22 protein-coding genes are annotated in these 19263 nt (G+C 68.0%); 8 read left to right on the top strand and 14 right to left on the bottom strand.

Annotated elements, in window-relative coordinates:
• The first annotated feature begins 231 nt into the window (after window positions 1-231).
• The 3 genes from ACFYRU_RS01805 to ACFYRU_RS01795 are packed head-to-tail and all read left to right on the top strand — an operon-like array spanning window position 232 to window position 2791.
• Window positions 232-1029, top strand: coding sequence for an ABC transporter permease (locus ACFYRU_RS01805; RefSeq protein ID WP_387651895.1), 798 nt, complete (start codon window positions 232-234; stop codon window positions 1027-1029).
• Window positions 1022-1837 carry an ABC transporter permease gene (locus ACFYRU_RS01800; RefSeq protein ID WP_387651892.1) on the top strand — a complete coding sequence of 272 codons (816 nt, stop codon included), beginning with the start codon at window positions 1022-1024 and terminating at the stop codon, window positions 1835-1837. Before ACFYRU_RS01805 ends, ACFYRU_RS01800 begins: the two co-directional genes overlap by 8 nt.
• Before the next feature lie 3 nt (window positions 1838-1840).
• On the top strand, window positions 1841-2791 hold the full coding sequence (locus ACFYRU_RS01795; protein ID WP_387651890.1) for an ATP-binding cassette domain-containing protein: 951 nt from the start codon (window positions 1841-1843) through the stop codon (window positions 2789-2791).
• Window positions 2792-2801: 10 nt separating this feature from the next.
• On the opposite strand, the gene ACFYRU_RS01790 is transcribed toward ACFYRU_RS01795, so the two are convergent.
• From ACFYRU_RS01790 to ACFYRU_RS01770, 5 genes are all read right to left on the bottom strand, one after another.
• On the bottom strand, window positions 2802-3731 hold the full coding sequence (locus ACFYRU_RS01790) for a hypothetical protein (RefSeq protein WP_387651887.1): 930 nt from the start codon (window positions 3729-3731) through the stop codon (window positions 2802-2804).
• Window positions 3732-3745: 14 nt separating this feature from the next.
• Window positions 3746-4663, bottom strand: coding sequence for a hypothetical protein (locus tag ACFYRU_RS01785; RefSeq protein WP_387651884.1), 918 nt, complete (start codon window positions 4661-4663; stop codon window positions 3746-3748).
• Window positions 4660-5508 (bottom strand): hypothetical protein, encoded by an 849-nt coding sequence (locus ACFYRU_RS01780; RefSeq protein WP_387651881.1) that lies wholly within the window; start codon window positions 5506-5508, stop codon window positions 4660-4662. The genes ACFYRU_RS01785 and ACFYRU_RS01780 overlap by 4 nt, the downstream gene beginning before the upstream one ends.
• A 146-nt stretch (window positions 5509-5654) precedes the next feature.
• The gene (locus ACFYRU_RS01775; RefSeq protein WP_387651879.1) at window positions 5655-5966 is read right to left on the bottom strand and encodes a hypothetical protein; all 312 of its coding nucleotides are present in this window, start codon (window positions 5964-5966) and stop codon (window positions 5655-5657) included.
• On the bottom strand, window positions 5963-6460 hold the full coding sequence (locus ACFYRU_RS01770) for a hypothetical protein (protein ID WP_387651876.1): 498 nt from the start codon (window positions 6458-6460) through the stop codon (window positions 5963-5965). The genes ACFYRU_RS01775 and ACFYRU_RS01770 overlap by 4 nt, the downstream gene beginning before the upstream one ends.
• 498 nt (window positions 6461-6958) lie before the next feature.
• On the opposite strand from ACFYRU_RS01770, the gene ACFYRU_RS01765 reads away from it, so the two are divergent.
• Together ACFYRU_RS01765 and ACFYRU_RS01760 are read left to right on the top strand one after the other, a co-directional pair.
• On the top strand, window positions 6959-7465 hold the full coding sequence (locus ACFYRU_RS01765; RefSeq protein ID WP_387651873.1) for an RNA polymerase sigma factor: 507 nt from the start codon (window positions 6959-6961) through the stop codon (window positions 7463-7465).
• A 16-nt stretch (window positions 7466-7481) separates the two neighbouring features.
• Window positions 7482-8495 carry a hypothetical protein gene (locus tag ACFYRU_RS01760; protein ID WP_387651870.1) on the top strand — a complete coding sequence of 338 codons (1014 nt, stop codon included), beginning with the start codon at window positions 7482-7484 and terminating at the stop codon, window positions 8493-8495.
• 4 nt (window positions 8496-8499) lie between these two features.
• Here ACFYRU_RS01760 and ACFYRU_RS01755 read toward each other — a convergent pair whose 3' ends face one another.
• The gene (locus ACFYRU_RS01755) at window positions 8500-9375 is read right to left on the bottom strand and encodes an alpha/beta fold hydrolase (protein WP_387651867.1); all 876 of its coding nucleotides are present in this window, start codon (window positions 9373-9375) and stop codon (window positions 8500-8502) included.
• A 125-nt stretch (window positions 9376-9500) separates the two neighbouring features.
• Between ACFYRU_RS01755 and ACFYRU_RS01750 the strand changes: the two genes are divergently transcribed.
• Window positions 9501-10253, top strand: coding sequence for a ParA family protein (locus ACFYRU_RS01750; protein ID WP_387651864.1), 753 nt, complete (start codon window positions 9501-9503; stop codon window positions 10251-10253).
• On the opposite strand, the gene ACFYRU_RS01745 is transcribed toward ACFYRU_RS01750, so the two are convergent.
• A complete protein-coding gene (locus ACFYRU_RS01745) occupies window positions 10247-11140 on the bottom strand; it encodes a DUF4349 domain-containing protein (protein WP_387651861.1) in 894 nt (297 codons plus the stop codon). The two genes, ACFYRU_RS01750 and ACFYRU_RS01745, sit on opposite strands and share 7 nt — an antisense overlap.
• 100 nt (window positions 11141-11240) lie before the next feature.
• Window positions 11241-13991, bottom strand: coding sequence for a DEAD/DEAH box helicase (locus ACFYRU_RS01740; protein ID WP_387651859.1), 2751 nt, complete (start codon window positions 13989-13991; stop codon window positions 11241-11243).
• Window positions 13992-14306: 315 nt separating this feature from the next.
• Between ACFYRU_RS01740 and ACFYRU_RS01735 the strand changes: the two genes are divergently transcribed.
• Entirely contained in the window at window positions 14307-14987 is a 681-nt protein-coding gene (locus ACFYRU_RS01735; protein ID WP_387651857.1) for a ferritin-like fold-containing protein, read from the top strand.
• Between the two features lie 168 nt (window positions 14988-15155).
• On the opposite strand, the gene ACFYRU_RS01730 is transcribed toward ACFYRU_RS01735, so the two are convergent.
• The 6 genes from ACFYRU_RS01730 to ACFYRU_RS01705 form a co-directional block, all read right to left on the bottom strand.
• A complete protein-coding gene (locus ACFYRU_RS01730) occupies window positions 15156-15431 on the bottom strand; it encodes a GlsB/YeaQ/YmgE family stress response membrane protein (RefSeq protein ID WP_387651855.1) in 276 nt (91 codons plus the stop codon).
• A 145-nt stretch (window positions 15432-15576) separates the two neighbouring features.
• A complete protein-coding gene (locus ACFYRU_RS01725) occupies window positions 15577-15804 on the bottom strand; it encodes a DUF3107 domain-containing protein (protein ID WP_387651853.1) in 228 nt (75 codons plus the stop codon).
• A 102-nt stretch (window positions 15805-15906) separates the two neighbouring features.
• Window positions 15907-16536, bottom strand: coding sequence for a TetR/AcrR family transcriptional regulator (locus tag ACFYRU_RS01720; protein WP_387651850.1), 630 nt, complete (start codon window positions 16534-16536; stop codon window positions 15907-15909).
• Window positions 16537-16696: 160 nt separating this feature from the next.
• Window positions 16697-16909, bottom strand: a complete 213-nt coding sequence (locus tag ACFYRU_RS01715) for a hypothetical protein (RefSeq protein WP_387651847.1) — start codon at window positions 16907-16909, stop codon at window positions 16697-16699.
• 16 nt (window positions 16910-16925) lie between these two features.
• A complete protein-coding gene (ligD, locus tag ACFYRU_RS01710) occupies window positions 16926-17855 on the bottom strand; it encodes a non-homologous end-joining DNA ligase (RefSeq protein WP_387651844.1) in 930 nt (309 codons plus the stop codon).
• A 21-nt stretch (window positions 17856-17876) separates the two neighbouring features.
• Window positions 17877-18299 carry a hypothetical protein gene (locus tag ACFYRU_RS01705; RefSeq protein ID WP_387651842.1) on the bottom strand — a complete coding sequence of 141 codons (423 nt, stop codon included), beginning with the start codon at window positions 18297-18299 and terminating at the stop codon, window positions 17877-17879.
• A 42-nt stretch (window positions 18300-18341) separates the two neighbouring features.
• Between ACFYRU_RS01705 and ACFYRU_RS01700 the strand changes: the two genes are divergently transcribed.
• A complete protein-coding gene (locus ACFYRU_RS01700; RefSeq protein WP_387651839.1) occupies window positions 18342-19256 on the top strand; it encodes an alpha/beta fold hydrolase in 915 nt (304 codons plus the stop codon).
• Window positions 19257-19263: the final 7 nt, after the last annotated feature.

Genomic DNA, 19263 nt, shown 5'->3' with positions numbered 1-19263 from the left:
GTCCGGGCGCGGGTCTGAGGGGTCCCACGCCCGGACCGGTTATTCGTGTTGACGGTTGCTCGTACGGCGGCGTACCGTCCCTCCTCTGCCCTTGACAATCGGCACGGTTCACCGTGCCGTCACAGTGGTGTCCGAACCCCCGGGTCCTGTTGGATTCGGGGCGGTTCTGCGTGCTCTGTGACAAGGACTGTGCTCTCGGACACCACGTTTCGTGTGCGAGAGGAGGTAGTAGTGGGTGTCTATTGGGCGATCGCCGTGCGGTCCTTCCGGCGGTTCTCGACGTACCGGATCGCCACCGTGTCGGGGATCTTCACGAACACGGTCTTCGGGTTCATCCTCTGCGGCGTGTACCTGACGCTCTGGCACGAACGGCCCGGGCTCGGCGGGTACGACGTACCGGACGCGCTGACGTTCGTGTGGTTGCAGCAGGGACTGCTGATGCCGGTCGGGATCTTCGGCGCGACCACGACGAACGAGCTGGGGGAGCGGGTCCGCAGCGGCGCGATCGCGGTCGACCTGTACCGGCCGACGCATCTGTTGCTGTGGTGGCTGTCGGTCGACCTCGGGCGCGCGATGTTCGCGCTGCTGGCCCGCGGCGGGGCGCCGTTGCTGGTCGGCGCGCTCGTCTTCGACCTCAAGTTTCCTTCAAGTGTGGCGTTGTGGCCGCTGGTCCTGCTCGGGCTGGTGCTCGGGATCATGGTCAGCTTCGCGATCCGGTACCTGGTCGCGCTGTCCGGTTTCTGGATCACCGACTCGCGCGGGATGGAGCAGCTCGCGCTGGTCCTGTCGCTGTTCTTCGCCGGGACGATCCTGCCGCTGGTCGCGTTCCCGGGCTGGCTCGGCGTGATCGCGCGCGCGACGCCGTGGGCCGCGACCATGCAGGTGCCGATCGACATCTGGCTCGGGCGGAACCCGGGCGGCACCGGCGCGGCGCTGCTGTTCCAGTTCGGCTGGCTGCTCGTACTGGTCCTGGCGGGTCAGCTCGCCACCACGCTGGCGACCCGGAAGGTGGTGATCCAGGGTGGTTGAACGTGTCCTCCGGGCGCCGGCGCAGTACTGGCTGCTGATCGTGATGTGGATCCGGTCGGTGCTGGCGTACCCGGCGTCGTTCGTGCTGATGCTGATCAGTTCGACGCTGGTCAACGTGACCGATTTCGTCGCGGTGCTGATCATGTTCAGCCACATCACCGCGTTCGGCGGCTTCTCGCTCGGTGAGATGGCGTTGCTGTACGCAACGTCCTCGACGGCTTTGGGGATCGCCGACCTGCTGACCGGGTCGATCGAACGGGTCGGCGAGCGGATCCGGACCGGGGCGTTCGACGCGTACCTGATCCGGCCGGTACCGGCGTTCCTGCAGGCCGCGGCCGACGGGTTCGCACTGCGCCGGCTGGGCCGCCCGTTGCAGGCCGGGGCCGTACTGGTGTTTGCCCTGAGCAAGGTCGACATCGACTGGACGGTTGCCCGCGGCATCATGTTGGTGTTGTCGCTGATCACGGGGTCGATCATCTTCGGGGCGCTGTTCGTGCTCGGCGCCGCGTTCCAGTTCGTCGCGATCGACTCGGCGGAGCTGGCGAACTCGGTCACGTACGGCGGGCAGGCGCTGACCCAGTTCCCGTTGACGGTGTTCGGCAAGGAGATCGTCCGGGCCGTCACGTTCGTCGTACCGCTTGCCTTTGTCAACTACTACCCGGTGCTCTTCGTACTGGGTAAGCCCGCGCCGCTCGGCCTGCCGTCCTGGATCGGGCTGCTGTCGCCGTTGGTGGCCGCACTCATGGTCGGGGTGGCGTCGCTCGCGTGGCGGGCCGGCCTTCGTCGCTATCGCAGTACAGGGAGCTGAGCTGTGTCTGTCATCGAGTTGTCCGACGTGACGCGATCCTTCACGGTGCGGTCACGGACCGGGTTCCGCCGTACCAGCCGGGAGGTCCGAGCGGTCGACGGGCTGTCGTTCACCGTCGAGCCCGGGGAAGTGGTCGGGTACATCGGGCCGAACGGGGCCGGCAAGTCCACCACGATCAAGATGCTGACCGGCATCCTGGTTCCGTCCGGCGGCACGATCCGTGTCGCCGGCGTCGACCCGTCGCGGCACCGCCTGAAGCTGGCTCGCCGCATCGGTGTCGTCTTCGGTCAGCGCACCACTCTGTGGTGGGACCTACCGTTGAAGGACTCGTTCGCGGTTCTGCAGAAGATGTACGGCGTACCGGTCGAACGCCACCGCGAGAACCTGGCGACGTTCGTCGAACTGCTGGACCTCGGCGACCTGCTCGACGTCCCCGTTCGCCAGCTCTCGCTGGGCCAACGGATGCGAGGCGACATCGCCGCCGCGCTGCTGCACGACCCCGAGATCGTCTACCTGGACGAACCGACCATCGGCCTCGACGTCATCAGCAAGGCACGGCTCCGCGAGTTCCTCGCCGAGATCAACACCGTCCGCCGTACCACGATCATCCTCACCACCCACGACCTCGACGACATCGAAGCCCTCTGCACCCGCGTCATGGTCATCGATCACGGCCACCAGATCTTCGACGGCACCCTGGACCACCTGAAATCAAGCCAGTCGGCTCCCCGGACCCTGGTAGTGGACCTGGCCACCTCCCTACCGCCCATCGAAATCACCGGCGCAACCGTGGTCAAGGTCGACGGGCCCCGCCAGCACCTGACCTTCCCGACCACCACCAGCGCAGCGCCCCTCCTGACCCAACTGGCCGCCAACTACCCCCTCGTCGACCTGTCCATCTCCGAACCCACCATCGAGTCCGTCATCACCCAGCTCTACACCCACGCCACCTGACCAGGCCCGCTCAGCCGCGGGCCAGTCCACCGCCGCGGTTCAGGGACTTCGGCACCGTTCGCTCGACACCCGCGTCGACGACGGGCCGACCGCTCTGCGGAGCCACGATCCGCAACTGCTCCCGCATCACCTGGCTGAACCCTTCCTGGCCGCGGACCATCCCGTCCAGGTCGATCGCCTGCGGCAACACCGGCGCCGCGTCGAACACTCGAGTGTGCGCCGTCGCGAGGAACGTGCGCATGATCGAGTCGCTGCCGCGCATCATCTCCGGCCCCTGGATCAGGCAGTAGGCGGCATCGGTGAACTTCTGCCGAAGCTCGGGATCCTGCGGATCCAGCCGACCCGTATCGGCCCGCTGCGTCTCCAGCTCTGCCAGCAGCTCGAACGATGCCCGCCGCAACTGTTCCCGATCGGCGAAGTTCGCGGTTCCGGTGATGACCAGTCCGGGATAGAACTCCTGGTCGAGCAGGTTGCCCGCAATCGTTCGCCCATCAGGCAGGGTCACGGTGTTGCGCATGTTCACGCTGTTCTTCAACCGGTCCTTGGCGACCTGCTCCAGCTCGGCGGTCAGAACGTAGGCGGGCGAGCCCGGTTCACGCCCGCCCACTTCCGGCGTGAGCTTGTAGTCCATCCATTCGCCGGCCTTGATCGGGGTCCGGAAGGCCTCGACGTCGCTGTTCGGCCGGGTCCATTGCCCTTGGACGGCCACTTGGTACCGCCACTCGGTCACATCCTGGTACGCCGCCTCGAACGCGGCCACGCGGTCGTCGAGGCCAGTGGCCGTCGCGAGCCGTTCGTCCAGCAACTGGAGCGCCGCGTTCGCCTCCGCGGCCTGCACCTGTGCGAATCCGCCGAGCTGATCCCACAGCGCCGGATTGTTGGTCGTCTTCACGATGTCCGGCGTCGGAAAGCTCCGCGCCGTGATCCGATCGGCACCCATACCCGGTGACCCTATCAACGTTCCATTCCACTGGTCCGGCGTACGGCGCGGTCCTGTGGCGCCCGGTCCGGCCCGGTTGCCGCCGGCCCCGATTCCTTGGCCGGTGGGAGTACTCGCAGCTGGTCCTGCATCACCTCGTTGAACCCTTGCTGGCCGCGGACCATCCCGTCCAGGTCGATTGCCTGCGGCAACACTGGTGCGGCGTCGAACACCTGAGTGTGCGCCGTCACCAGGAACGTGCGCATGATCGCATCGCTGCCACGCTTCATCTCCGGCGCCTGGATCAGGAAGTAGGCGGCATCGGTGAACTTCTGCCGCAGCTCGGGGTCGTGCGGGTCCAACCGGCCCTCGTCGGCACGCTGCGTCTCCAACTCGGCCAGAGTTTCGAACGAGGCCTGCCGGAGTACTTCCCGGTCAGCGTACGCCGCGGTCTCGGTCGTGACGCCGAAATGGTAGATCGACCGGTTCAGCAGGTTGCCGTTGATCGTCCGGCCGTCCCGCAGCGTCACGACGTTCTGCAGCGCGGAGTGGCCCATCAGCCGGTCCCTCGCCACCTGGTCCAGCTCCGTGCGCAACAGGAGCCCGGGAGACCCGGGGTCGTACTCGTCCACCGACGGCGTGATCCAGTAGATCCTTGCGTTGTCGGGCTCGATCGCAGTCCGGAACTCCTCGACGTCGCTGCCCGGCCGGGTCCAGCGCTGCTCCGCGGCCACCTCGTACCGCCAGTCGCTGACGTGCCGGAACGCCGCCTCGAACGCCGCCGCGCGCTCTGCGGTACTCCCGGCGTCTGCGAGCCGGGCCGACAACAACTGCAGTGCCGCGTTCGCCTCCGCCGCCTGGACCTGGGCGAAGCCGGCGAGCTGATCCCACGCCGCCGGATTGTTGGTCCGCTTCAGCAGATCGGGCGTCGGAAAGCTCCGGGCCGTGATCATCGGCCCAGTCCTTCTCTGCGATGCGGCGAGTGCACCGCCGGCCGCTCGGCGCCGACGTCGGCGCCGGGCTGGGCCGCCGGGGATTTCGCGATCCGCAACTGCTCGTGCATGACCTGGCTGAACCCGTCCTGCCCACGCACCATCCCGTCCAGGTCGATTGCCTGCGGCAACACCGGCGCCGCGTCGAACACCCGGGTGTGCGCCGCCGCGATGAAGGTCCGCATGATCGCGTCGCTGCCCCGCTGGAACTCCGGCCCCTGGACCAGGAAGTACGCCGCATCCACGAACGTCTGACGCTGCTCGGGGTCCTGCGGATCCGTGCCCGCGCCGGCGCGGGCCTCCTCAAGCTCGGCCAGCGCCTCGAACGCGGCCTGTCGCAGTACCTCACGATCGCCGGCTTCCGCATAGGTCATCGCCACCTCGACCGACCCTTCGATCACCTCCCCGGTGAACCTGTACCGTCCGGGTTGCAGCCCCAACGTGTTCCCGTTGACCCGGCGCCCGTCGCGCAGCGTGACCCGGTTCTGCAGCGAGGTTTCCCCGGCCAGGCGATCGAGGCCCACCTGCTCCAGCTTCTTCAGCATCTTGAACGCCGGCGTGTCCCGGTCCGGCAACCAGTTGTCCGGTGTCACGCGGTACCCCGAACCCGGCGCCAGCGGCGTCCGCACGTCCTCCGCGCTCGCACCGGGTCGCTGCCACCGCCCCTCCACGGCAACCTCGTACCGCCACTGCGCCACATGCCGGTACGCCGCCTCGAACGCCGCCACCCGCTCCGCCCGCGACCCCGCACCGTCGAGCCGCTCCTCGAGCACCCCCAACGCCGCGTTCGCTTCCTGCGCCTGCACCGCGGCAAACCCCCGCGCTTGATCCCACACCGCACGATTGGCAGAAGTCATCACCAAAGTAGGCATCGGAAAAGAACCAGCAGCTATCCGCTCCACCCCCCAAACCTACCGACCCGAAGTACCACCCACCCGAGCCGCCGTTACTTCTACCGGTCGGATCCAGCAGCCATCGAGAGGACGTCTGCGGCCGCCAGCCCCTTCGTGTCGGAGCGCCACTCGTCGAGGACGTCGGCGTACTCCTCCTCGTCGAGCGTGCCCACCCCACCCTCGATCAACCGCCGCGCCTCGGCTGCCCCGATCGGCTCGTACGTGAAGTCCCGCTCCATGTAGAAGTCGTTGCGCAAGGCACCGTTGTCGTGGAACATCCCGGTGTTCGCCACATACGAATACATGCGCTCATGCGCCAACGCAGCGACCCAGACTTCGCGTTCGTCCTCTCTCACCAGATAGAGCTTCATCGCGAGATCCCCTTGGCTCGATCATGAATTTCCGCCGGCCGTTGGCGCTCGTCGGCAGCCGCGGCCGGACGCCGTGCAGCAGCAGTCCGTGAGTCACTGTAGTTCCTGACCTTGACCGGGCGCCCGCCGAGTTCGGTCATGGCGTCGAGTCCGGCCGGTGTCGTCAACTCCGCCGAAGCGGCCACACACTTCTCACGGGCGGCGGAGCGGTCGGAATCGGATGCCGTGGCGCTCCGCTCGACCTGATACCAGGACGTGGTGAGTTCCTTGACCCGGGCAGACGGCACCGAGTGCCACTGCATCTCGACCCGCTCGATGTCAGGAGTTCGGAGCCAAGCATGGATTCCTTTGTAACGAGACCCCTCGGTGTAGGAGTGCATCGCGTTGTCGACCTGCCAGCCACATGTCGCGAGCGCGTCCGCCGTGTTGAGCGTTGCCGCGACGAGGTCGTCCGGCGACTCCGTCAGCACCGTGTAACGAAGCAGGTCGTCCACCGGGCGCCGCTTCTGCGACTTGCGCTGGTCGTGCAGCTTCCGGGCCAGGGACTCCGGTGATTTGACCCTGTTGTCGAGGTGGTACGGCGTGCTGCCGCTGGGAATCGAGTTGAGAAAGTCGGCGGTGACCTGAGGTTCGACCTCAACTGCCTGTTCAAGGAGTTCGAGGCTTCGTTGGGTGGCTTGTTTGCCGTGGCGGTGGGTTATCTCGGCTGTGGTTGGCTGCTTCTCGCCCCAGTCGAGGGGACGGGAGGCGGCGAAGGCCTGGTGCAGGCTTGTGGGGTCGCATGGGGGCGGCATCTGGTTCTCCCTGGAACTGTCGTTCTCCGACCGTAGGGAGTTCGGTGGGGGCTGTGGGGTGGGTTTTGGGATCTGTGGATAACTCGGGTCGGTTACGGAATGGGGTGGTGGGGTGACGTTGGGGTGGTGGGGTCGTTGAGATGCGGGTAGGGACCCAACCGGATGGGGTGGAGCGGGGGTAGAGAAGGTATGCCGACGATGACGGGTGAACCGGTGGTCGGGGTGCAGGTGCCGCCGGGGGACGAGAGCGCGTTCGTCGACTGGGTGCGGCCGCATCTGGGTGCGATGGCCCGGTTGGCGGGGCGGCTCGCGGTCGGGGCGGACCGGGACGACGTCGTGCAGGAGGCGCTCGCGCGGGCCTGGGCCAAGCGGTCCCAGTACGACGAATCCCGCGGTACGCCGTCCGCCTGGCTGCTGGCGATCACCGCGGACCAGGCGCGCAAGGCGGTACGCCGTACGCACCGCGGCCTCGTACTCCTCCCGGACGACGAGAGCCGCCGCCCCGACCTGGACGCGCGCATGGACGTCGAGGACGCCGTACAGGCGTTGCCGGCGCGACAACGGCTCGCGGTGGACTGCTACTACTTCGCGGACCTGTCGATCGCCGAGACGGCTGCGGTGATGGGGTGCTCCGAAGGCACCGTGAAGTCGACGTTGTCCGACGCCCGGGCCAGGCTCCGGGTCGTCCTGGAAGTCAGCGAATGAACGTGGAGGCTGTGCGATGAACCCCGTTGACGAGATGGACGACCTGCTCCGCCGGGCCGGTGCCCGCTGGCGGGCCGACCAGGAGCTCCCGCCGGAGCCCGACCTCGAGCACATCGTCCACGGCAAGCGGAAGAGCTGGATCCCGGCCCTGGCCGCCGCCGGCGTCGCCGTGATCGCCGCCGCCACCCTCGCCGTACTCCCGAACCACAACGACCCGACCCCAGCGGCGCAGCCGGCCGACAGCACGACCGACCCACTCCTGGTGAAACCGGGCGACAAGGTCCGCGTCAGCGGCCAGGTGATCGCCGTACCCGGCAAGACCCCCGTGTACTGCGCTCCACTCGCCGTCGCCGCCATCGGCTACCCGAAGGGCAAGGAACCCGCCCCGAGCTGCCCCGCCGCGTACTCGGTCAGCCTCAACGGAGTCGATCTCGACCGCATCCCTGACATCACCACCATCAAGGGTGTACGCACGGGACACGCCACGCTCACAGGGATCTGGGGCGACCGTGCTATCGACGTCACGGAACAGTCCGCCGTCACCGAGCCGAAGCCGACCCCGTTCCCGAAGCTCCCGTGCGCAGCTCCTGCCGGCGGCTGGCAGCCGAAGCCGAGCAACGTGGCGTCCCCGGCCGTGACCGCGTTCCTCGCCGCGCACGCCGACCAGGCGTACGGCCCGGTCACCTACTACCCGAACGGCACCAGCCGCAACGCCCCGGTCGTGATCATGGTCGGCGTCGCCCACGGCGATCTGGCAGCGTTCCGCGAGGCATTCGAGAAGGTGTACTCCGGGAACCTCTGCGTCACGCCCGTCCTGATGAGCCGCGCCGACGACGAACGCGTCAACAACGAGCTCTCCACGAAGGTCGACGCCCCGAAGCTCGGCATCTACATGACCGGCGGCGCAGGCATGACAGGCGGCCCGGCCACCGTCTCGATGCTCGTCTACACGCAGCAGGTGAAGGACGCGCTCACGCCGATCGGCCTGAACCTGCTCGCGATGGACCCGCAGATCACGCCGGTCCGCTGAGTTGTCAGACCGTCCGGAAACTCTGGTAGTCGTGGAAGAAGTCGACCAGCATCCGGGCGGTCTTGGCGGGCTGGTCGATCGCCGGTGAGTGACCGGCATCGGGGATGACCTCCGCCTCGACGCCGAGTACGGCGGCCATCGCACGCTGCGCCGGGAGCGGCCAGCCGTCGTCGGTCTCGCCGTGCAGCACCTGTGCGCGTACACCGGATTTGGCCAGCAGTTCGGTCTTGTCCTCGGCGTCCGTCAGACGCCGGGTGATCTCGGCCAGGCTGGTCGGTACGTTGCTGGTGAACCGCTTCCGCAGAAACGCCGCGACGTCAGCCGGCGGAGCGACGTATCCAGGGGCCTTGCTGTCATGGTCGAGCTTCAGGTCGTACACCTGCTCGATCGGGAGGTTCTCCAGGCCGAACGCGAGCATCTGCAGGCTCTGCACGGTCGCCTCGTCGGTAAACGCGGCCGGACCTGAGCAGAGCAGGCTGATCGACGAGAACACCGACGGGTCGGTCAGTACGGCCTCCCGCGCCACCAGTCCACCGAACGAGTGCCCGACGAGCTGGCTGTAACCACCGAGTGCCTTGCTCATCGCGACAACGTCCTTGCCGAGCTCTGCCAGCGAGTACGCCGCCTTGTCGGCCGGACCGGTCGTTTCGTACTGCCCGCGCTGGTCCACGGCGACCGTACGCCATCCGTACCGGCACAGGTGGTCGACGAGCGGCGTGAAGTCCTCCTTGCTGCCCGTCCAACCAGGAACCAGCAGCACGGTGCCCAGCGGCGTACCGATCGACGGTACGGCGGTCAGCGTGGCGAACGCGCCCCGCTCGGTCTGGAGGGTCTCCGGGTGCACCCCGGCGGGCAGCGTCAACGTACGCGGCGTACTCACACGTAGAAGCGTACCGACGAACGGGTAGTGGTAGCCGCCGAGGCCCGTGTGGGCGCAGGGGCCGGGCCGGCACCGCGCCGGAGGCACACACCACTACCCGTCCTTCGGTACGGCACAATGGCCGGGTGCCTCGCACTCTCGCGGTCGCCAATCAGAAAGGCGGCGTGGCCAAGACGACCACCGTCGCCACCCTCGGCGCAGCCCTGGCCGAACGCGGCCAGCGGGTGCTGCTGGTCGACCTGGACCCCCAGGCCTGCCTGACCTTCTCGGTCGGCATCGACCCTGAGGACCTGGACAAGTCCGTGCACCACGTACTACTCGGCGGCGTCCGTGCCCGCGACGTACTGATCGAGTTCGAGGACGCGCCGGATCTGCTACCCGCGACGATCGCGCTCGCGACCGCCGAGGTGCAGCTGGCGCGGGAGAGCGGGCCGGAGCAGGTCCTGCGTACGGCGCTGCGCCCGCTACGGGCGTCGTACGACTGGATCGTCGTGGACTGCCCGCCGACGCTCGGGCTGCTCACCGTGAACGGTCTGTCCGCCGCGTCCGACGTACTGATTCCCTTGCAGTGCGAGACGCTGGCACATCGTGGCGTAGGGCAACTACTCGACACCGTGCACGACGTACAGCGGCTGACCAACCCGGAGCTACAGGTGCTCGGGGTGCTTCCGACGCTGTACGACGGACGTACGACGCACGCGCGCGCCGTACTGGAGGGGATCGCGGACGCGTACTCGCTGGACGTACTGCAGCCGGCGATCCCGAAGTCGATCCGGTTCGCGGAGGCGCCGGCGATCGGGGAGACCGTACTGAGCACGGCGCCGGCCTCGCCCGGTGCGAAGGCGTACCGGGCGTTGGCCGACGCGTTGCTTCACTGACTGGCTGGTTGTTTGCGCAGCTTGTGGCGGAAGCGCCACAGCGGTAGGGCGATGATCGCCAGCAGGATGAGGAAGGGGAGGAGTGCGCCCAGGGCAGTCGCGAGCGCGGAGAAGACCGCGGTGAAGGCGTGCCAGCCGCCCTTGAGGCCCGCGAGGAAGCCGGTGGCCTTCTTGGGCTCTGTTTTTACCGGGGGCTTGCCCTTCTCGGTGAGGGTGAGCGTGAGGGTGGCCAGGTCGGTCTGCAATGCGAGGTTCTTCTGCTTGGCCAGCAGGGCTTCGAGGTCGGCTTCTCGGCGGGTCAGCTCGCTCTCGACCGAGACGATGTCGCCGATGGTGTTGGCTTTTGTCATCAGTACGCGCATGCGCTCGAGGCTGGCGCGCTGGGACTGGATGCGGCTGGCTACGTCGACAACCTGCTCGGTGACGTCCTCTGACTCCTGGTGGATCTGGAGGCGCTTGCCGAGCTCCGAGAGCTGCTGAATCGCGGTCTCGAAGGACTTGGTGGGGATCTTGAGTACGAGGTTCGACTGGGTGATGTTGCCGTCGGTGTCTTCGGATGCCACCTGACCGTCGAGACCGGCGATCGCGGTGACCGCCTTCTGGCGCATCGCGGACACGTCGTCGCCTTCGACTGTCAACGAACCGGTCTTGATGATCGCCCGCGTGATCGTCGGGTCGTCCCCGCCCTGCGTGGCTTGTCCCGCGGACTTGCCTTGTCCTGCTGAGTTACCGACCGCGGGTGCCTGCGGTGGTTTGGCAACCGCCCCGCCGGAGTCCTGCTTCGCGGCGCCACTGCTCGCATGTTCCTTGTTGGACGCCCCACACCCGGCGAGGCCCAACACCCCCACGGCGACCACCACGGCAGCAACTGCTCTGATCCGCCCCATCACCCAGCCCCTCTCTCGTGGTTACCGTCCTAGGACGGCCCACCAGGGGCTGGGTGTTGCACCCTCAGATCACAATTAGGAAACGTTCACGCGAGGCGGCCTACCGCCGAGCCGCCTTCTTGGCCACAGCCTTAACCGGCGCCTTCTTGGCCACAGCCTTAACCGGCGCCTTCTTGGCCACAGCCTTCTTCACCGGCGCCTTCTTAGCCACGGCGCTCTTGGCCGGAGCCTTCTTAGCAGTCGCGGTCTTAGCAGGTGCCTTCTTGACTGCTGCGGTCTTGGCGGGTGTCTTCTTGGCCACCGCGGTCTTGGCCGGAGCCTTCTTGGCGGTCACGGCCTTGGCCGGTGCCTTTTTGACTGCTGCGGTCTTGGCGGGTGCCTTCTTGGCCACCGCGGTCTTGGCCGGAGCCTTCTTAGCGGTCACGGCCTTGGCCGGAGCCTTCTTGACTGCTGCGGTCTTGGCGGGTGCCTTCTTGGCCACCGCGGTCTTGGCCGGAACCTTCTTAGCGGTCACGGCCTTAGCAGGTGCCTTCTTCACGGCAGCGGCCTTCTTGACTGCAGCAGTCTTGGCAGGCGCCTTCTTGGCCACGGTGCTCTTGGCCGGAGCCTTCTTAACCACCGCGCTCTTGGCCGGAGCCTTCTTGGCGGTCACGGTCTTGGCCGGTGCCTTCTTCACAGCCGCTGCCTTCTTGACTGCGGCGGTCTTGGCGGGTGCCTTCTTGACCGCCGTGCTCTTGGCCGGAGCCTTCTTAGCCACCGCGGTCTTGGCCGGGGTGGTCGTGGCGGCCGCCTTCTTGGTTGCGGTGCTGTTGACCGGAGTGCTCTTGGCTGTGGTGGCCTTCGCGGGAGCCTTCTTGGTCGTCATGCTGCCGGCCGGAGTGCTCTTGCTTGTGGTGCCCTTGGCTGGAGCCGTCTTTGCGGTGCTCTTCTGAGCCTGCTGCACCGAGGCTTCCGGCTGACCAGCTGCAGTCTTCCGAGTGCGCGTCCGCTTGACCGGCGCCACCTCGGCCGCAGACTGCGGAGCAGCCGTCTCGGCAGGCGTTGCCTCGACAACCGGCGCGGCCCGTTCGACCACCTCAGCCGCAGGTGTCGCCGGCTCAGCCGCACGCGTCTCGGGCTCGGCCGTAGACGTGACCTGCTCGGCCCCGGACGTGACCGCTTCAGCCACCGGCGTGACCGGCTTGGCGGCTGGTGCCTTCTGCGTGGGTGCCTCAGCGGCGGGCGTGCTGGGCGCGGTTGCCGGGTTGGCCTTGCGGGCGTCCGGCTCGTGCTGCCCGCTGGTCTGGGCGGCGGGTGTGCCCTGGTCGGGGGTTGCGTTGGGCTGTTGAAGGGCCTGATTGCCCGACCTGCGGTTGCGGTTGCGCTTCCGCTTGCGGGGTTTGCGGGCGGCGGTTTCCTCGGTGGGGTCCGAGACCACGGCGGTTACTTCGGTGTTGGTCGTGACGTCGGCGAGTTCCTCGACCGGCTGACCCGCGCGGGTGCGCTTCCGGGTGCGGTTGCGCTTGCGGTTACGGCCCGACCGTTCGCCGTCGCGCTCCGGCCGACCGTCGCGCTCGAAGCGCCCATCGCGCTCAGACCGCTCGAAGCGACCGTCGCGCTCAGAACGCTCGGACCGGGTGTCGCGCTCGGAACGCTCGGAACGGCCGTCGCGCTCGGAGCGTTCGGTGCGGTCTGTGCGGTCGTGGCGGCCGCGGGTTTCGCGGGGTTCGCGGGTCTCTCGGGATTCGCGTGCGGTACGGATGCGGCCCTTGGCGTCCGACGGGATGCCGAGGTCGTGGTACAGCTCGGGCGAGGTCGAGTAGATCTCCTGCGGGTCCTCGTACGGCAGGTCGAGCGCCTTGTTGATCACCTTCCACCGGGTGACGTCCGGCCAGTCCACGAAGGTGACGGCGATCCCGCTGGCCCCGGCGCGACCAGTACGGCCGATCCGGTGGATGTAGGTCTTCTCGTCCTCGGGGCAGGTGTTGTTGATGACGTGCGTGACGCCCTCGACGTCGATGCCCCGGGCGGCGACGTCAGTACAGACCAGTACGTCGATCTTGTCGCCGCGGAACCGCGTCAGCGCCCGCTCGCGCGCCTGCTGGTTCAGGTCTCCGTGGATCGCGGCCGCCTTGAACCCGCGGTCCTGCAGGTCGTCGGTGAGCCGGGACGCCTCCCGCTTGGTACGGCAGAAGATCATCACCCGGCCGCGGTCCTCGGCCTGCAGGATGCGCGCCACGACCTCGGGCTTGTCGAGATCGTGGGCGCGGTAGACGAACTGTGCCGTGGTCGGCACCATCTGGGTGTCCTCGTGCGACTCCGCGCGGATGTTCAGCGGGTGCCGCATGTGGGTGCGCGCCAGACCGATCACGGCCGACGGCATCGTTGCCGAGAACAACATCGTCTGCCGGAGCTCGGGCGTCTTGCGCAGGATCCGCTCGACGTCGGGCAGGAAGCCCAGGTCGAGCATCTCGTCGGCCTCGTCGAGGACCAGGACCTTGATGTGGCCGAGGTCGAGGACGCCGCGGTCGGCCAGGTCCAGCAGGCGTCCCGGCGTACCGACGACGACGTCGACGCCCTTCTTCAGCGCGTCGAGCTGCGGGTCGTACGCGACCCCGCCGTAGATGGTCAGGATCCGCACGGCGCGGACGGTGGAGGCGGTCTCGAGGTCCTTGGCGACCTGGATCGTCAGCTCCCGGGTGGGGGTGACGACGAGCGCCTGGGGCTTGCCGGGGGCGACCTCGGCGTAGTCGGCCTCGTGCGGCGCGATGGTGCGCTGCAGCAACGGGATGCCGAAGCCGAGGGTCTTGCCGGTACCGGTACGGGCCTGACCGATCAGGTCGGTGCCCATCAGGGCCACCGGGAGGGTCATCTCCTGGATCGGGAAAGGTTCGACGATGCCGACGCGGTCGAGTGCGTCGCAGATCTCGGGGAGGACCCCGAGCTCTCGGAAGGTGGTCAGGCTGATCGCCTCTCACATGCTTGTGCGGACAGATGCTCTGTGGCCGGGCGCCTGGGGCCGGACAGCCCCGTCGTGAGGCGCGGGGACACTGTGCAAGCACCTCGCACCAGCTTGCCCATGTGGGCGCGTCACCGGCGAATCGCCCACCAGTGTAACCGCACGACCTGTCAACGCCGCCCCGTGTGGCATCCGCCACTGCATCGAAGTCCCGATAGGGTGCCGGGCATGGAGCAGACGGCCTTTGATGATCCCGCCTACCGGGCCGCGGCGGTGGATCTGCTGGGTGTGCTCGCGTACGGCGAGCTGACCGCGTTCGAGCGGATGGCCGAGGACGCGAAGCTGGCGCCGACGCTGGACGACAAGGCGGAGCTGGCGGCGCTGGCGACCACCGAGTTCGGGCACTTCCAGCAGCTCCGCGACCGGCTGGTGGAGCTCGGCGTGGACCCGATGGACGCGATGCGGCCGTTCGTCACGCCGCTGGACGCGTTCCACGACCACACCGCCCCGTCGGACTGGCTGGAGGGCCTGGTGAAGGCGTACGTCGGGGACGGCCTGGCGAACGACTTCTACCGGGAGATCGCGTCGTTCGTGGACGCGGAGACGCGGGCGCTGGTGCTGGAGGTGTTCGCGGAGTCCGGGCAGGCCGAGTTCGTGGTGGACCGGGTCCGGGCCGCGATCGAGGAGGACCCGAAGCTGGGCGGCCGGCTGGCGCTGTGGGGCCGCCGCCTGGTCGGCGAGGCGCTCAGCCAGGCGCAGCGGATCGCCGCCGACCGTGACTCACTGGCCGCGCTGCTGGCGGGCAGCGTCGACCGTCCCGGCCTCGACCTGGCCGCGATCGGCCGGATGTTCACCCGCCTGACTGAGGCACACACCGCCCGGATGACCGCCCTCGGCCTCCAGGCCTGACCAATTTGCTTGGCTTACCCACCAAATGCCGGGTTCCCCACTCTGAGCCAGGGTGAGGAACCCACAAGCTCGTGGGTCTGCCAGGCAAATTCGTGGGTCTGCCAGGCAAATGGGCAACGGCCGCCCTCCCCGCGGTGGGGTGGCGGCCGTTTGGTGGTGCTGCCTGCGTCAGGCTTTGGCTTTGTTGCTGTTCCGTGCCGAGATGATGGCGACGACGATCGCGGCGCAGACGATCTGGATCAGGTACTGGATCCAGTCCGGGCCGGGCGTGTCCTTGACTCCGAGAACCTTTGCGATCAGACCACCGATGAAGGCGCCGATGCCGCCGCCGAGGATGGTCCAGCCGAGGCTGATGTTCTGCTTGCCGGGGAGCACCAGCCGGGCCAGCGGCCCGAAGATGATGCCCGCGATGAGGCTGACGATGAGCATCCAGACCCAGTACACGGTTCCTCCTTGTGAGGGATGGCTGACCTGCGCCTCGTCCGGTGCCCCGTAGCAACCAGACCAATGGGGACGCAGGTCTACCGCCATCGTGCCCGCTGAGCCGTCCCGTGCAACCAGGACACGCTCTACTGTGTCCGGAACGCGATCAGATCGCGCCGAAGCCCACCTTGCGGGTGGAGACCTCGCCGATCTCGACGTAGGCGAGCCGGTCGGCCGGGATGAGCACCTTCCGGCCCTTGTCGTCGGTCAGCTGGAGCAGACCGGTCTTCCCGCTGAGCGCGTCCGCGACCAGCTGCTGGACCTCTTCCGGGCTCTGGTCGCTCTCCAGAACCAACTCGCGATTGGCGTGCTGTACGCCGATCTTGACCTCCACGAAACCCTCCGGGCACGCTCCGACCGGCGGCTCTCGCCGGTGACGCTTCGAGCCTATCCGTTACCGAACCCCGACTCTCACCCGTCCGCCCACAGCAGAACCTCAGCTGTCGGTACGGGGAAAACCGCGGATGCCACGCCAGGCCAGCGACGCGACGAGGTCCGCGGCGTGCTCCTGCGGCAGCGACGGGTTGCCGGCGCCGAGCCAGTACCGGGCGCTGACCTGGGCCATGCCGACCAGGCTGACCGCGAGCACCATCGACTGCTCACGGCTCAGGCCGGCGTCGGCGCTGATCACCTCGGAAACCGCCTCGGCGCAGGCGTGGGTGACCCGGTCGACCCGTTCCCGGACGGCCGGCTCGTTGGTCAGGTCGGACTCGAACACCAGCCGGAAGGCGCCCTGCGCGTTCGCCACGTAGTCGTAGAACGCGTGCATGGTCGCCGCGACCCGGAGCTTGTTGTCCTCGGTGGACTTCAGCGCGTCCTGTACGGAGGCGACGATCGCCTCGCAGGAGGTGTCGAGCAGCGCGAGGTACAGCTCCAGCTTGCCGGGGAAGTGCTGGTACAGCACCGGCTTGGACACGCCGGCCCGGTCGGCGATGTCGTCCATCGCGGCGGCGTGGTACCCGTTCGCGACAAAGACTTCCTGGGCCGCCTCGAGCAGTTGCGCGCGACGCGCCAGCCGGGGCAGGCGGCTGCCGCGCTTGGGTGCGGTCTCCGGTGTCGTCGACACGTCGGGCTCCTTCGGTGGTGCGCTCCGGTGGCGATCGGGTCCGCCACCAGGTCGTTCCACGAATCCTACCCAGCAGTCCTCCCGGCCAGTAGCTTCCCCGCCGCCCGATGTTCCATCGTGGTAGACCGGGAGCGTTCCAACGTAGTAACGATCCGGTCGCTCAGCGGTACCCGTCCTCGTCGTCGCTGCCGTCCACGGCGCGGCGCTGCTCCTCGACGTCGGCCGGGTCGGCGTCGTCCGGGAGCGCTTCGTCCTCGGTCCGATCGTCCACCACGGTCGAGGCCTGGCGCTGCTCGAGGACGTCCGCCTCGGGCGCGTCGTCGGGCAGGTTCTCGGAGTCGCCCGGGCCCTCGTAATCGGTCTCGCTGGTCATCCGGCTCTCCTTCCGGTCAGCTCTGCGGTAGTGGTTGCGGGTCGTCGTACAGTTCCCCGAGTACGTCTCCGTATGCCTCGATCCTGGCCAGGACGTCGTGCGGCAGGAACCTGAGGTCCTCCGGGGCCGTCGCGGACGCCACCTCGTCCCAGTCGATCGGGGTGGAGACCCGTGGTTCGTCGGCGCCGCGCAGCGAGTACGGCGCGAGCGTGGTCTTCGCACTGGCGTTCTGGCTCCAGTCGATGAACACCTTGCCCGGGCGGAGCGCCTTGGTCATGTTGGCGGTCACGTTCTCCGGCAGGGCCTCCGCCAGCTGTTCCGCCAGCAGTTTCGCGAACGCACTGGTCTGCCGGGAGGACGCAGGCTCGATCGGTACGTACAGGTGCATGCCCTTGTTGCCAGAGGTTTTCGGCCAGCCCTCCATGCCGAAGTGGTGCAGCAGTTGTCGCAGGGCCAGTGCTACGTCGCAGCACTCGACGATCGAAGCTCCTGGGCCTGGGTCGAGGTCGAAGACGATCAGATCGGCCTGTGGGTCTCTGCCCTCATCGGAGAGCCCGATCCGCCATTGCGGTACGTGCAGCTCGAGTGCGGCCAGGTTCGCCAGCCACACCACGGTCTGTACGTCGTCGCAGACCACGAAGCTCATCTCGTCGCGTCCGGTCGAGCTACCGGGCGTGGGCAGCGTCTCCGTACGTACCCAGGCCGGCGTACCGCGGGGAGCGTTCTTCTCGAAGAAGAACGGCGCATCGGTGCCGTCAGGCCAGCGCTTCCGGGTCAGCGGGCGGTCTGACAGATGTGGCAGCAACACCTCCGCCACCTGGTGGTAGTAGTCGATCACCTCGGCCTTGGTGAACCCGGACCGTGGATACAGCACCTTGCCGAGGTTGGTGAGCTTCATCGTCTGCCCGTCAACCTCAGTCGTCAGCTGCTGCTGCGCACCCGCCATACGTCCCAGTCTCCACCAGGGTCAGGGGGTATAGGTGCAATCCGCGGCCAGGTAACTGGGAGCGGAGGGGTCGTTCCTCTCGACCAGTTTGCCGTCCACCCAGATCTCGCAGTTGACGGAGCCCCTGTCGCCGTTCTGTTGCAAGGCGTAGACGGACAGGTACTGGTTGCTGCCCTTGACCGTCAGTGGTTCGCTCTGCCAAGGCAGGTCTGCCTCGCCCAGGGCCACGTTGTCGCGATGACCGTCGCGGAGGTAGCGGACGCTCGGGTTCTTCGCAGTCCCGGTGACCTTGTAGACCACCTCGTGCTTCTCGCGGCCTGCTACGAAGCTCCGTACCCCGGTGTAGCCCAGTGTGACGACCCAAAACGCAGGCAGTGCGAGCACTGCGCACACCAACACGATCAGCAGGACGTTACGAGTGGTGTGCTTCTGGTACTGCGTCATGGGGGCGAGTGTTTCGCGTCAGAGGGTCCTACCATGGGTGACGTGGAAAGTTACGGGTCAGTAACCGGGGGCGCCGTACCCGTGGAGTTGCAGAAGTGGCCGGAGCGGCGGGTGCCGGTCGCAGGGGTTGAGCTGCTGGTCAGAGACGTGCCAGGTGCCAAGAAGGACCTGCCGCCCGCGCTGTTCGTGCACGGACTGGGCGGGTCGTCGCTGAACTGGACCGCGCTCGGGTATCTGCTCAACGACACGATCCGGGGCATTGCGCCGGACCTCCCGGGCTTCGGCCGTACGCCGCTGTCCGGCGTGACCGGGATCTCCGAGCAGGCCGCCGTACTGGTCGAGCTGCTGGAACGCGAGTACGACCAGCCTGTGCACGTGTTCGGGAACTCGATGGGTGGGGCCGCGTCCGTGGCGCTGGCTGCCCAACGCCCCGACCTGGTGGCGTCGCTGACCCTCGTGTCGCCCGCTCTGCCGCACCCACGGGTGTCCGCGAGCGCACTGTGGTTCACCGCACTCGCCACACCGCGGCTCGGTCCTGCCGTACTGGAGCGCACGCAGCGGATGCCGTTCGACCAGCGGTTCCAGGCGTCGCTGGCGATGGTGTTCGGGGACCCGCGGGGGCTGGCGCCCGAGGTGCGCGCGGCGTACGAGGAAGAGCTGCACAGACGCGACACCGACCCGTGGGGCCGGCAGGCGACTCTCGACGGCGCACGGAGCATCCTGCGCTCTTCATTGGCCAGACCGCGCCGTTCGTTGTGGGCAGACGCTGCCGCGATCGAGTGCCCGGTGCTGCTGATCTACGGCGGCAAGGACCGTCTCGTCGACGCCCGGATCCGTACCAAAGCGCAGCGCACCTTCCCACACGCACACCTGCTGTACCTGCCGCAGTCCGGGCACGTGGCGCAGATGGAGCACCCCGAACAGGTGGCCCGCGCGTTCCGGCAGCTGATCGCCTGATCGAGTC

The sequence above is a fragment of the Kribbella sp. NPDC004536 genome, from assembly GCF_042873835.1.
In the GTDB taxonomy this organism is placed as follows: Bacteria; Actinomycetota; Actinomycetes; order Propionibacteriales; family Kribbellaceae; genus Kribbella.
Note: the sequence above shows the minus strand (reverse complement) of the source record. Positions and strands in the feature narration are given on the sequence as shown.

Bases quoted from the DNA above. Each gene is read 5' to 3' on its own strand.
- ACFYRU_RS01790 (WP_387651887.1), bottom strand. From the start codon at position 3,731: ATGGGTGCCGATCGGATCACGGCGCGGAGCTTTCCGACGCCGGACATC.
- ACFYRU_RS01745 (WP_387651861.1), bottom strand. From the start codon at position 11,140: ATGGGGCGGATCAGAGCAGTTGCTGCCGTGGTGGTCGCCGTGGGGGTG.
- ACFYRU_RS01735 (WP_387651857.1), top strand. From the start codon at position 14,307: ATGGAGCAGACGGCCTTTGATGATCCCGCCTACCGGGCCGCGGCGGTG.
- ACFYRU_RS01740 (WP_387651859.1), bottom strand. From the start codon at position 13,991: ATGACCCTCCCGGTGGCCCTGATGGGCACCGACCTGATCGGTCAGGCC.
- ACFYRU_RS01715 (WP_387651847.1), bottom strand. From the start codon at position 16,909: ATGACCAGCGAGACCGATTACGAGGGCCCGGGCGACTCCGAGAACCTG.
- ACFYRU_RS01765 (WP_387651873.1), top strand. From the start codon at position 6,959: ATGACGGGTGAACCGGTGGTCGGGGTGCAGGTGCCGCCGGGGGACGAG.
- ACFYRU_RS01775 (WP_387651879.1), bottom strand. From the start codon at position 5,966: ATGAAGCTCTATCTGGTGAGAGAGGACGAACGCGAAGTCTGGGTCGCT.
- ACFYRU_RS01705 (WP_387651842.1), bottom strand. From the start codon at position 18,299: ATGACGCAGTACCAGAAGCACACCACTCGTAACGTCCTGCTGATCGTG.
- ACFYRU_RS01760 (WP_387651870.1), top strand. From the start codon at position 7,482: ATGAACCCCGTTGACGAGATGGACGACCTGCTCCGCCGGGCCGGTGCC.
- ACFYRU_RS01785 (WP_387651884.1), bottom strand. From the start codon at position 4,663: ATGATCACGGCCCGGAGCTTTCCGACGCCCGATCTGCTGAAGCGGACC.
- ligD (WP_387651844.1), bottom strand. From the start codon at position 17,855: ATGGCGGGTGCGCAGCAGCAGCTGACGACTGAGGTTGACGGGCAGACG.